This is a genomic window from Agrococcus citreus, assembly GCF_039527715.1.
Classification (GTDB): Bacteria; Actinomycetota; Actinomycetes; order Actinomycetales; family Microbacteriaceae; genus Agrococcus; species Agrococcus citreus.
Genome location: NZ_BAAAKK010000001.1, coordinates 609,227 through 620,840 on the forward strand (window position 1 = coordinate 609,227; position 11,614 = coordinate 620,840).

At 73.1% G+C, this 11,614-nt stretch carries 17 protein-coding genes; 10 read left to right on the top strand and 7 right to left on the bottom strand.

The features are described 5' to 3' along the window. Positions 1-127 precede the first annotated feature (127 nt). The 4 genes from ABD106_RS02980 to ABD106_RS02995 all read right to left on the bottom strand — a co-directional run bounded on the left by ABD106_RS02980 (position 128) and on the right by ABD106_RS02995 (position 2,465). Positions 128-526 (bottom strand): PIN domain-containing protein, encoded by a 399-nt coding sequence (locus ABD106_RS02980; RefSeq protein ID WP_343917139.1) that lies wholly within the window; start codon positions 524-526, stop codon positions 128-130. Next, a complete protein-coding gene (locus tag ABD106_RS02985) occupies positions 523-777 on the bottom strand; it encodes a type II toxin-antitoxin system Phd/YefM family antitoxin (protein WP_343917141.1) in 255 nt (84 codons plus the stop codon). The genes ABD106_RS02980 and ABD106_RS02985 overlap by 4 nt, the downstream gene beginning before the upstream one ends. 81 nt (positions 778-858) lie before the next feature. Further along, the gene (locus tag ABD106_RS02990; protein WP_343917143.1) at positions 859-1,443 is read right to left on the bottom strand and encodes a hypothetical protein; all 585 of its coding nucleotides are present in this window, start codon (positions 1,441-1,443) and stop codon (positions 859-861) included. Between the two features lie 74 nt (positions 1,444-1,517). Beyond that, positions 1,518-2,465 carry a LysR family transcriptional regulator gene (locus tag ABD106_RS02995; protein WP_425545704.1) on the bottom strand — a complete coding sequence of 316 codons (948 nt, stop codon included), beginning with the start codon at positions 2,463-2,465 and terminating at the stop codon, positions 1,518-1,520. 70 nt (positions 2,466-2,535) lie between these two features. Here ABD106_RS02995 and ABD106_RS03000 point away from each other — a divergent pair, with 70 nt between their 5' ends. The 3 genes from ABD106_RS03000 to ABD106_RS03010 all read left to right on the top strand — a co-directional run bounded on the left by ABD106_RS03000 (position 2,536) and on the right by ABD106_RS03010 (position 5,728). Next, entirely contained in the window at positions 2,536-4,284 is a 1,749-nt protein-coding gene (locus tag ABD106_RS03000) for an L-aspartate oxidase (RefSeq protein ID WP_343917147.1), read from the top strand. 333 nt (positions 4,285-4,617) lie between these two features. After that, positions 4,618-4,770: a hypothetical protein gene (locus tag ABD106_RS03005; RefSeq protein WP_343917149.1), complete on the top strand. Its 153-nt coding sequence runs from the start codon at positions 4,618-4,620 to the stop codon at positions 4,768-4,770. A gap of 31 nt (positions 4,771-4,801) precedes the next feature. Beyond that, entirely contained in the window at positions 4,802-5,728 is a 927-nt protein-coding gene (locus ABD106_RS03010) for an oxygenase MpaB family protein (RefSeq protein WP_425545719.1), read from the top strand. Between the two features lie 19 nt (positions 5,729-5,747). On the opposite strand, the gene ABD106_RS03015 is transcribed toward ABD106_RS03010, so the two are convergent. From ABD106_RS03015 to ABD106_RS03025, 3 genes are all read right to left on the bottom strand, one after another. Then, positions 5,748-6,278, bottom strand: coding sequence for a COG4315 family predicted lipoprotein (locus ABD106_RS03015; RefSeq protein ID WP_343917153.1), 531 nt, complete (start codon positions 6,276-6,278; stop codon positions 5,748-5,750). A gap of 65 nt (positions 6,279-6,343) precedes the next feature. Continuing rightward, a complete protein-coding gene (locus tag ABD106_RS03020) occupies positions 6,344-7,096 on the bottom strand; it encodes a zf-HC2 domain-containing protein (RefSeq protein WP_343917155.1) in 753 nt (250 codons plus the stop codon). Next, the gene (locus tag ABD106_RS03025) at positions 7,093-7,596 is read right to left on the bottom strand and encodes a sigma-70 family RNA polymerase sigma factor (protein WP_343917157.1); all 504 of its coding nucleotides are present in this window, start codon (positions 7,594-7,596) and stop codon (positions 7,093-7,095) included. The genes ABD106_RS03020 and ABD106_RS03025 overlap by 4 nt, the downstream gene beginning before the upstream one ends. Before the next feature lie 89 nt (positions 7,597-7,685). Between ABD106_RS03025 and ABD106_RS03030 the strand changes: the two genes are divergently transcribed. The 7 genes from ABD106_RS03030 to ABD106_RS03060 all read left to right on the top strand — a co-directional run. Further along, positions 7,686-8,186, top strand: coding sequence for a DUF2231 domain-containing protein (locus ABD106_RS03030; protein ID WP_343917159.1), 501 nt, complete (start codon positions 7,686-7,688; stop codon positions 8,184-8,186). 116 nt (positions 8,187-8,302) lie between these two features. Next, complete coding sequence (locus ABD106_RS03035) at positions 8,303-8,788, top strand: cupredoxin domain-containing protein (protein WP_343917161.1); 486 nt, start codon at positions 8,303-8,305, stop codon at positions 8,786-8,788. Between the two features lie 62 nt (positions 8,789-8,850). After that, positions 8,851-9,168 (top strand): XRE family transcriptional regulator, encoded by a 318-nt coding sequence (locus ABD106_RS03040; protein ID WP_343917163.1) that lies wholly within the window; start codon positions 8,851-8,853, stop codon positions 9,166-9,168. A gap of 39 nt (positions 9,169-9,207) precedes the next feature. Further along, positions 9,208-9,654, top strand: a complete 447-nt coding sequence (locus tag ABD106_RS03045; protein WP_343917165.1) for an AAA family ATPase — start codon at positions 9,208-9,210, stop codon at positions 9,652-9,654. Between the two features lie 18 nt (positions 9,655-9,672). Beyond that, a complete protein-coding gene (locus ABD106_RS03050; protein WP_343917167.1) occupies positions 9,673-10,191 on the top strand; it encodes a metallophosphoesterase family protein in 519 nt (172 codons plus the stop codon). Between the two features lie 16 nt (positions 10,192-10,207). Next, complete coding sequence (locus ABD106_RS03055) at positions 10,208-10,651, top strand: hypothetical protein (RefSeq protein ID WP_343917169.1); 444 nt, start codon at positions 10,208-10,210, stop codon at positions 10,649-10,651. A gap of 110 nt (positions 10,652-10,761) precedes the next feature. Further along, positions 10,762-11,614 (top strand): serine/threonine-protein kinase (locus ABD106_RS03060; RefSeq protein ID WP_343917171.1); only part of this gene is annotated, 853 nt, incomplete at its 3' end.

Sequence of the window (11,614 nt, forward strand, 5' to 3'; positions counted from 1 at the left end):
GCGGACGCGCGGCGCACACCTGGCCTGCTTCCGGGCCGACAATGAAGCGCCGATAATGCACATTATGTCGGATTGGGGATTCAGGACCACCCCATCGCGGCTCTAGGAGGACGCGCTCCTCCCCGCGTCAGTCGGTGACGGGATCGACGACCCGGTAGCCGAGCTCCTGAGCGACAGCGCCCATGGCGGAATCGTGCGTGACGACCGACGCGTCGAAGCCGACCGCGACCAACGATGCCAAGTGGATGGCGTCGAGCGTGCGAACGTGCGGGACGATCGCCTCCGCGCCGGCCAGGATCGCATCGGTGAGCGGAACCAGCTCGAGCCGGTCCACGATCGCGTCGCGCAGCTCGACGGGCAGCCGCTCGCGCCGCAGCACTCGAGTCAGCTCGGTCCTGATCAGTCGGGACGAGATGAGCGTCACGTCGGGATCGCTGCTGACCTCCTCGAGCCACCGGCCAGCCGCGGGCGTGACCCCCAGCAGCGCATGCAGCGCGACGGACGAGTCGAGGTAGAAGACCGTCACCGGTCCCCGCGCATGTCTTCCAGCAGCTCGTCGAGCACGGCTGCGCTCGGCGACGTGTATGAGGCCGGGAGCTCCGGCAGGCGAATGCCATCGCGGTGCTTCGCTGGCACGAGCGCGATCCCAGGCTGGGGCGGGACGATGCGCCCCACTTCGCGGTTGTGGCGGGTGATCCTGTAGGTCTCCCCCGCTTCGACCTCGGCCAGCATGGCCGTCGGGTTCTGACGGAGCTCGCCGACCGTGATCGTCTTCATCTCGGGAGCGTACGCCGTTTGTCTATTCATGTCTACATTTCGTCCAGAGGACGCGGCTGACCCGCAGCGAAGCCTGTCGCTTCAGAACGGGCTCCGATCGTCATAGCTCCACGGCGCGCCGTCGCGGTCGAGCAGCGCATCGACCGCCTCGTCCACCGCACGCAGCGCGCATCGCCGCACGACGTGCTCCAGGCCCCGCCCGTGCACCGCGCCGGCGATCGCTCGACGGAGCGCTGCCGGGAGCTGTGCTGCGGCACCCGCGACGGTGCTCGCGAGGGCGACCAGCTCGTCGTCCGACAGCGCACCGATGCCCCACTCGTCTCGCGCCGCCTCGGCCTCGAACCGGAGCTCCCACGGCGACCTCGTCGGCTGGGCCATCGCGGCGAGCCAGTCGTAGTCCCCATCCCGCTCGAGCTGGCGCAGCCGTGGCAGCACCAGGTCGGCGGCGAGGTGCCGCTCGTCGGCGGGAAGCAGCCGACGCAGCTGCGGCCGCAGCGCGTGCACGCTCCGGCCGATGCGGACGGCGATCTCCTCCAGACCGCAGCCCTCCCTGCTCGCCTGCATGATGCCGGCGAAGTCCTCCTCCGTCCATGGCATCCCGTGTCGGTACGGCTGCTCCCCCGACGATGCCGGGTCGAGCTCGGTGGTGGGTGCGGTGCTGGTCATGCGGAGACTGTGCGGCATCCGCGCGACGCACGTCGACGAGCGACCGCCGCGCTGTGGAGAACGCGGCACGGGGCCTATGCGCGTGAGGCGACGTCGACGCGCCGCGCGAGCTCCGTGCCGGGCGCGGCGACGCGATCGACCGTCTCGAACACGATCCGCTCCATCGCTCTCGCGGCGGCCGAGAGCCCGACGTCGGTGCGCCGCGCGAGGTTCACCGTGCGCGAGAGCTGCGGGCGCACGAGCAGAGTGCTGCGCAGGCCCGGACGGTCGATGACCACCATCGCGGGGACGACGGCCACGCCGATGCCGCGCTCGACGAACCGCAGCACCGCATCCATCTCGGCACCCTCGACCGCGATCGTCGGCGTGAGCCCCGCGGCCGCGAACGCCGCGTCGGTCGCGACCCGGAGGTCGTAGCTGCGGCTGAATGCGACCTGCGGCATGTTCGCCAGCTGCGCGAGCGTGAGCTCGCGCCGCTCCCCCTCCCCCGCGGCCGCGCTCGAGATCACCACGAGCTCCTCCGACAGCAGCGGGACGAGCTGCGTGGCGGGCGGTGTGCGCTGCTCGCCGCGCGTCACCACGAGCGCGAGGTCGAGCGCCCCCTCGTCCATCGCCGCCACGAGCGAGCGAGAACCGCCCTCGGTGATGTGCAGCTCGATCCCCGGATGCGCCGAGCGGTACGCCGCGAGCACGTCGGCCACGAGCGACACGCACAGGGTCGGCGGCGCGCCGAGGCGCACGCTCCCCTGGCGGAGTCCCGCGAGCTCGTCGAGCTGCTCGCGCGCTGCGCTCGCGTCGGCGAGCATGCGCCGCGCGATGGGCAGCAGCACCTCCCCCGCTGCCGTCAGGGTCACGCCGGCGGGCGCCCGACGGAAGAGCTCGGTCCCCGCCTCCGCCTCGAGCGCAGCGATCTGACGGCTCAGCGACGGCTGCGCGAGGAAGAGCTCCTGCGCGGCTCGGGTGAAGTGGCCGAGGCGCGCGACGGCCTCGAAGGAGCGGAGCTGGTCGAGCTTCATCGTCATACGGTACCGACATGACGGCGCGTCGAACAATGCATTGGACGCATAGCAGTCGCCTTCCTACGGTGGAGGCATGACCGCACCGCACGCGCCCGAGCGCATCCTCTCGACCTCCGTCCTCGTCATCGGCACCGGCGGCGCCGGCCTGCGCGCCTCGATCGAGCTCGCGCAGCGCGGCGTGCAGGTGCTCGCCGTCGGCAAGCGCCGCAAGCACGACGCGCACACGACGCTCGCGGCGGGCGGCATGAATGCCGCGCTCGCGACCATCGACCCGGAGGACACCTGGCAGCAGCACGCCGCCGACACCCTGCGGGAGTCGTACTTCCTCGCCGACCCCGCCATCGTCGAGACGGTCGCCCGGAACGCCCCGCGCGCGATCGCAGAGCTCGAGGAGTGGGGCATGCCCTTCGCCCGCGAGGACGACGGCCGCATCTCGCAGCGCTTCTTCGGCGCCCACACCTACCGCCGCACCGCATACGCCGGCGACTACACCGGGCTCGAGCTGCAACGCACTCTCATGCGGCGCGCGGCCGAGCTGCAGGTGCAGATCGTCGACACCATTTACATCACCCGGCTGCTCGTGGCCGACGGCACGATCTTCGGCGCGTACGGGTTCGACGTCGTCGACGGCACGCCGGTGCAGATCCATGCGGATGCGGTGATCCTCGCCGCCGGCGGGCACACCCGGATCTGGCGGCACACGTCGTCGCGCCGCGACGAGAACACCGGCGACACGTTCCGGCTCGCAGCGCTCGCCGGAGCGAGGATCCGCGACGCCGAGCTCGTGCAGTTCCACCCGTCCGGCCTGCTCGAGCCCGACGACGCCGCCGGCACGCTCGTATCGGAGGCCGCGCGCGGCGAGGGCGGGATCCTCACGAACGCGCTCGGCGAGCGGTTCATGGATCGGTACGACTCCGAGCGCATGGAGCTCTCCACCCGCGACCGCGTCGCGCTCGCGGGCTTCACCGAGATCGCCGAGGGCCGGGGCACCGAGAAGGGCGGCGTCTACCTCGACGTCTCCCACCTGCCGCGCGAGCGCATCCTGCAGCAGCTGCCGCGGGTCTACCGCACCCTCATCGATCTGCAGATGCTCGACATCACGACGACGAAGATGGAGATCGCGCCCACCGCGCACTACTCCATGGGCGGTGTCTGGGTCGCGGCCGACGACCACGGCACCGGCGTCGACGGCCTCTACGCGATCGGCGAGGCCTCGTCGGGCCTGCACGGCGCGAACCGCCTCGGCGGCAACTCGCTCATCGAGCTGCTCGTCTACGGGCGGATCACCGGCGAGCACGCTGCAGCCTACGCGGCGTCGCGCACCCGGGTCCGTCGCGACCCCGAGGCGGTCGCGGCCGCTCGCGCCGAGATGGCATCGCTGCTGCGCGACGAGGGATCGGAGTCGGCGCGCCGTCTGCAGCGCGACGTGCGGAACCTCATGAGCGAGCACGCTGGCGTCGTGCGCACCGAGGAGGGCCTGCGCGCGGGGCTCGAGGCGCTCGCGACGCTCGAGGAGCGCGCGCAGCACGTCACCGCGCACCCCGACATCGCCGGCTTCGACGACCTCGCCCACGCCTTCGACCTGCTCGGCTCGCTGCTCGCCGCTCGCGCGACGCTCGAGTGCGCCCTGGAGCGCCGCGAGACGCGCGGCGCGCACAACCGGGCCGACTTCCCCGAGGCCGATCCCGCCCTCCAGGGCAACTTCGTGTGGTCGCCGAGCGAGGGCGTCGCCTTCGAGCCGCTCGCCCCTGCCCCGGACAGCTTCCGTGCCCTCGCGGAGGCCGGCATGGACGACTCGGTCGACGGCAAGCTCGTCGAGTAGCGCCGCGGCTCGACGCAGGCGCCCAAGAGGATCGGGGCGTGCCGGGACCTCTGGTACTACCTCCCGAGCGCACTGCTGCGCGAGGACGTCGCCCTGCGCGATCGGGCCAGGCTGCACGCCGTCACGCTCGGCCTGCTGCTCATCCCCGTCGTCGCCTTCGTCGCCCTCTCGCTCGTGCGGGGCGTCGCCGTCCGACCAGCGTCGAGGCGCTGCTGCGGCACCTCTCCAGCGGACGCGCCACGCCCTCATGGTGTTCCCCATGGCGATCGCTGGCAGGCTGGGCACCATGCGCGGTCGACGCACCGCCACCGTCGCACCTCAGGAAGGCAGACCATGCACCTCATCGCCACCGCCGCGCACGAGTCGAGCGTCGCGCTCGACAACCCCTTCATGATCGCCATCATCGTCTCGGCCGTCGCGGTCACGGGATCTGTCCTCGCGCTGCTCGGCGCCTTCGGGCTCGTCGCGATCGGGCGCGACGACTGATCGCGCGGCACATCGCCCGCGCAGGCCGGGGCTGACGCGCGTGGCGCAGCGCCTCCGAGGCCGACTGCTGACGGCGCTCTCCGGCGACGCCGACGGCTCGCCGGCCTGGGTCCGCGAGCTCGCTGAGGGCGACGACGCCGGGCACTTCGCCGAGGACGGCGCGGCGTGGACCGTGCACGCGAGCATGGCGACCCTCGTCGCCGGCATCCGTGCGCTGCTGCTGCAGGCGCTGCATCCCGGAGCGATGGCGGGCGTGCACGACTGGTCGAGCTACCAGCGCGACCCGCTCGGCCGGCTGGCGGGCACCGTGCGCTGGGTCATCTGCGTGACCTACGGATCGACGGAGCAGGCGCAGCGCGAGACCGCTCGGGTCGCCCGCTTCCACGCTCGCGTCGAGGGCAGCTACGTCGACGGCCGCGGCGCTGACCGCGAATACAGCGCCAACGACCCCGGGCTCGCGGAGTGGGTGCACCTCGCGTTCACCGACGCGTTCCTCACGTGCCAGCAGACCTGGGGCCGATCAGGACCGCGCGGCCGCATCCCTGGCGGACCCGACGCGTACGTCGCGGAGTGGGCAGCTGCGGGTCGGCTCATGCGCGTCGCCGAGCCGCCCACGACCGCGGCGGAGCTGCGTCGCCGCATCGACGGCTACCTCGAGCGCGGCGAGCTGCGGGGCGACGAGCGCGTGCGCGAGGTCGTCGCCTTCCTGCGTCGCCCGCCGCTGCGCGGCGTCGCGGGGGTCGGCTATCGCCTGCTCTTCGCGGCCGCGGTCGCGACGCTCCCCCGCCCGTACCGCCGGCTGCTCGGTGTGCGCCGCTCGGTGCTGCCGGTCGTGACCGCCACGCGCCTCGCGCTGGCCCTCGCCGGCAGCGCGCTCGCGTCGGGCGACGGCCGTCCCGCGCACGCGTGGGCGCGGGATCGGCTGCGTCGGCTCGAGGCGGATGCGCGCACGGCGTGACCTGCCGCACGCGCCGCCGTCACTCTGCCATCCGCTCCCCCTCGGGCGAGAGCACCCACCAGACCTCATTGACGCCCTGACCGGCGACGTCGCCGGGTGCCGCGTCGTCGATGTAGTAGTACAGCGGCCAGCCGTTCAGCGTCACCTGCGTCGCGCCGTCGACACCCGTGATGGTGCCCACCTCGCCCGTGACGCCCTCGACCTCAGGAGCGCCGGCATCCGTCGTCACCGCCGGCCAGTTGACGGCGCACTGCCCCTCGCACGAGCTCGACCCGCTGCCCTGCGTGTCGTTGTCGAACATGTAGACGGTCATGCCCTCGCCGTCGACGACGATCTCGCCGAGCGCGGAGTCGCCGACCATGAGCGACGTCGAGGTCGCGGGCGCGCTCGACTCGTCGGTCGACGCCGAGGGCTCGGCCTCCGACGATGAGGCGGCCGGCGAGGAGGCGGCCGGCGGTGTGGTGGATTCGGGCGTCGAGCTCGCGCAGCCGGTGAGCGCGACGACGAGCAGTCCGGCGGCCAGTGCCGCGGACGTGATGCTGGAGTTCATGGAGCGTCCCTTCGTCGTGGCCGCGGATGCGGTCACTGAGAACACGCAGCAGCGGCGCCGGAGGTTCACTCGCCGTGGAGCTCGGCACGCATGAGCACCTCGTCGGTCTCCTCCATGCGGATCTCGACCGCCGCGATCTCGTCGACGGCGAGCGCCGTCGCGGCCGAGAGCCTCGCCGTCTCGCCGGGCACTGCCCGCCAGCTCGAGACCTCGCTGACGACCCCCTCCCGGTCCTCGACGACGAGCGTGTACGGCAGGCCGGGCGAGCCGCCCGCTCCCCCAGCGCCCCGGTAGCTGCACTCGAGGTCGATGCGCGTGCCCCACGCTGCAGCGCCGAGCTCTGCCGTCGCGGTGAGCGGGGCGTCGACGACGGCGACGAGCTCGACGGCGCGCCCGGCGGCAGGCGCGAGCAGCGCGCCGACGCCCACCGCGATCGCGACGAGCAGTGCAGCCGCGGCCGCGAGCCCGCCGGTCCACCACGCGCGCCTGCGGCGCTGCTCGCGAGCCGCGCGCGCGAGGAGCGCCGATCGGCCGACGGCTCCGACGGGCAGCGCGGTCACGACGGCATCCTGCTCGAGCGACCCGGTCGCGTCGAGCGATCCGTCCTCCTGCGGGGACCCGGCGTCCTCGAGCGACCGAGCGCGCTCGGGATCGACCCGCGCGAGCAGGCCCAGCGTCGGTGCGACCTCCGCGACGGCGCGCACGCACCGCTCGCACGACTCGAGGTGCTCCTCGAACGCCCTCCGGTCGGCAGGGCTCAGCGCGCCGAGCAGGTAGGCGGCATCCCACTCGGCGACATCGGCGTGCTCGAGGCTCATCGCGTCACTCCCTTCTCCTGCAGCGCGAGGCGCAGCGCGCGCAATCCGTAGTGGAGCCGCGACTTCACCGTCCCCTCCGGGACGTCGAGCTCGTCGGCGATCGCGCCGACCGAGCGGCCGCCGTAATAGGCGCGCACGATGACCGCCCGGTGCTCGGCGCTCAGCTCGGCGAGCGCATCCTCGATGAGCATCGCCTCGAACAGCGCGTCCGTCGCATCCGGTGACTCCCGCTCGGGCGCCTCCGGCAGCAGCACCTCGTGCCTCCGACGCGCGCTGCGCGACTCGTCGATGACGAGGTGGCGCGCGACGGTCATCATCCATGCGCGGGCGGTCGCGGGATCGGCGAGGATCTTCGGGCTGCGCCAGGCTCGCAGGAGCGTCTCCTGCACGACGTCGTCGGCGCCCGCGCGATCGCCCGTCAGGTGCACGACGTAGCGCCACACCGGCGCGGCGTGCGCGTCGTACAGCTCGCCCAGGGCCGTCGCGTCATCAGGTGGCATCGCCGTGCACCTCCTCATGGATGACACGAGGTCGCGCGGTCTGGAGTTCAACGTTGAACCTTCGGCGACCGAGCCTCGTGTCAGTGAGTATGGACCCCCTCCAGACCATCGGCGCCTTCGAGGTCACCGGCCTCCCGCTGCATCCGCTGCTCGTGCACGCCGTCGTCGTGCTCGCGCCGCTCACGGCGCTCGCGCTCATCCTCGGCAGCGTCTGGCCCACGGCGCGCCGCCGGCTCGGCATCGTGACCCCGCTCGCCGCGCTGCTGCTCGTCGCGCTCGTGCCCATCACCGTCGCGGCCGGCCAGGCGCTCAGCGAGGTGCTCGGCCCGGCGCCCGCCATCGACACGCACAGCGGCTACGGGCAGATGCTGCTGCCGTGGGTGATCGGCATGTTCCTCGTCGCCGCGGCGCAGTGGGCGTGGTTCCGCTGGGGCGCCGAGCGGACGACGGATGCGGGGCCGCGGCGCCGCCGTGCCGTCCCGATCGTGCTCGCCGTGCTCGCGGTCGGGCTCGGCGTCGGCACGACCGTCATGGTCGCGCTCATCGGCGACTCCGGCGCGCGCGCCGTCTGGGGCGGGATCCTCGGATGAGCGCTCCCGAGCGACCCGACCGCACCCGCGCCGCGCCGTCCCCGCGGGACTACGCTCGGCCCACCCGACCCCCGCTGCGCGACCGGCGCAGCGGCCCGACCGACTGGAGCACGCTCATGACCCGCAGGACTCGCACGATCGCGATCATGCTGACCGCCGCATCCCTCGCCCTCGCGGGCTGCAGCGCCTCGACCCCCGCCGAACCCGACGACAGCGCGGCACCGACGGTCAGCGAGACGACCGACGCCACGAGCGCACCCGCCACCGACGAGTCGTCGAGCGAGCCCGCGGCCGACGCGCCGACGAGCCTCATGGCCGTCGTCGGCACCGAGGACGACCCCGAGGCGTACGAGATCGAGCTCACCGACGAGAGCGGCGCGACCATCACGACGCTGCCTGCGGGCGACTACTCGCTCACGTTCGTCGACCGCTCGACGATGCACAACTTCCACATGACCGGTCCGGGCGACGTGGACGTGCGCACCGACGTCCCCGGCTCCGACGAGTCGACGATCGAGATCACGCTCGTCGAGGGCACGTACGAGTACGTCTGCGACCCGCACGTGTCGAACATGAGCGGCTCGGTCGAGGTCACCGCCTGAGGTCGAGCGGTCGGGGCCGAACCGCACGCGCCCCGATCGCTCAGGACTGGCAGGATGCGGGCATGGATACCTCCGCCGCGGTGCTCACCCCCGACCTCGCGCGCGCGGCCCGGGCGCTCGCGCAGGTCTCTGCCCAGACCGTCGCGACCGCGTCGGAGCTGACCCGCGCCGAGGTGCGCGACTTCGAGCACGGACGCACCGCGCTCGGACCCGACGCGCTGCGGCGGCTCCGTCGAGCACTCGAGGCCTACGGCGTCATCTTCCTCGACGAGGACGCGCGGTTCGGTGCCGGCGTGCGCAAGAAGTTCAACCGCCTCAAGGTCCGACGGCTCGAGACGTGGGAGAACGAGGGCGGGCCGTGGGCGGAGGACGACATCTAGGCACCGACCGCACCGCGGGGCTGCGGCTACGCTCGCGGCATGGCACGCGTCCTCATCACCGGCATGTCCGGTGCCGGGAAGTCGACGCTCCTCGACGAGCTCGCCCGACGCGGGCACCGCACGATCGACACCGATCACGACGGGTGGCAGCCGGAGCACGGGCGCTGGGACTCGACCAGGATGACGGCCTTCCTCGCCGGCTCGGCCGACGTCGTGGTCTCGGGCACGGTCGAGAACCAGGGCGACTTCCTCGACCGGTTCGAGCTCGTCGTGCTGCTGAGCGCTCCGCTCGAGGTGCTGCTCGAGCGCGTCGCGCGGCGGTCGAACAATCCCTACGGGCACGCGCCCGCGGAGCGCGACGACATCCGCCGCTACGTCGTCGAGGTCGAGCCGCTGCTGCGGAGGGGCGCCGATCTCGAGCTCGACGGCCGCCTGCCCGTGGCTCGACTGGCCGACCTCGTCGAGCGCGCGATCGCGGCAGACTGAGCGCGGCAGACTGAGCCAGTGACGACGCGACTGCTGCTCCTCAGCGACACCCACCTGCCCGTGCGGGCGAAGGCGCTGCAGGACCAGGTGTGGCGGCTCGTCGACGAGGCGGATGCGGTGATCCACGCGGGCGACTGGGTGAGCGTCGCGCTCCTCGACGAGCTCGAGGCGAGGGCCCAGCGGCTCGTCGGGGTGGCGGGCAACAACGACGGCGCTGAGCTGCACGAGCGGCTCGGCGAGGTCGCCCGCGTCGAGATCGATGGCGCGCGGATCGCCGTCGTCCACGAGACGGGCGCGGCCGCTGGGCGCGAGCGCCGGTGCGACGAGCGGTTCGGTCCGGCCTCGCTCGAGCCCGCTGACGTGCTCGTCTTCGGCCACTCGCACATCCCGTGGGACTCGACGACCCCGGCAGGGCTGCGCCTGCTCAACCCCGGCTCCCCCACCGATCGCCGCCGGCAGCCGGTCGGCACCGTGATGACCGCGATCGTCGACGACGGCGCGCTGCTGCACGTGACGCTGGTCCCGACGCCGCGCTGAGGGCTATCGTCCAGCCATGGACGACGACGCGGGCGCGGCTGCGGCGCAGCCCTACCGGGGCATCAAGATCGGGCTCGCCGACCTCGGCGCACTGACGCTCGCATGCGGCGCGATCGCCGTCTTCGTCTCGGCGAACGACGCCGGTGCCGCGTCGCTCGCGATCGCGGGCGCCGCGCTCATCGCGCTCGGCGTGCTGCTCGAGCGGATCAGCTGGGTCAAGGCGGGTCCCGTCGAGCTGCAGCTGCTCGAGCTCGCCAGGATCCAGGCGGAGGCCGCGGCAGCGGTCGAGGCAGGCGACCGGGAGCGGGCGGTGCGGCTCAACGAGCAGGCGGCGACCATCGTCGCCACCGTCAGCCCGCTCGCGGCGCGGTACGGCCGCATCCGCGGCGCTCGCGCGCACGGCGGGGCGGATGCGTCACCACCGTCGAGCGCTTCGGACGAGGACCGCTCCGCGCACTGATCGGTCGCGGCGCGCGGACGCGGGCCTTCCCACCGCACTCTCGGGCTATTTCCGGGCGGGGTACATCCGGGTCGCACCTCGGTACGATGGGCCCGACGGTGGAGGACACCATGCAGGCAACCGACCCGCTCCAGCCAGGGAGCGTGCTCGCCGGGCGCTACCGGCTCGGGCCGCTGCTCGGCTCGGGCGGCATGGCCTTCGTGCATCGCGCCACCGACGAGGTGCTGGGCCGCGAGGTCGCGCTGAAGGCGCTCGTGCGGACGACCACCGACCCGGTCGAGCTGCAGCGCATCCAGTCGGAGATCGACCTGCTCGCGTCGCTCAGCCATCGGTCGCTCGTCACCCTCTTCGACGCCGGCACGACGACGCTCGACGACCGCACCGTCACCTATCTCGTGATGGAGCTCGTCGACGGCCCCACGCTCGACGCACGGCTCGCCGTCGGCCCGCTCGCGGAGCCAGACATCGCCCGCATGGCGCACGACCTCGCCGAGGCGCTCGTCGTCGTGCACGCTCGCGACGTCGTGCACCGCGACCTCAAGCCGGCGAACATCCTGCTCGCGCCCTCGCCGCTGCCCGGGCGTGAGTTCGAGGCGAAGCTCGCTGACTTCGGCATCGCGTCGATCGTCGACGCCGCCCGGCTGACCGCGACCGGCATGGTGCTCGGCACTGCCGCCTATCTGAGCCCCGAGCAGGCGACGGGCACCCGCGTGGGGCCGTCGTCGGACATCTACTCGCTCGGGCTCGTGCTGCTCGAGACGCTCACCGGAGACCGGGAGTTCCCGGGGACGGTGCTCGAGTCGCTCGGCGCGCGGCTCGTGCGCGACCCGGTCATCCCCGGGTCGGTCGGCTACGAGTGGAAGTCGCTGCTCACCGCCATGACCGCTCGAGACCCGGAGTGGAGGCCCACCGCGGCCGAGCTGCTCGAGCGCCTCGCCGGGCGATCGGGCGGAGCGCCGGCGG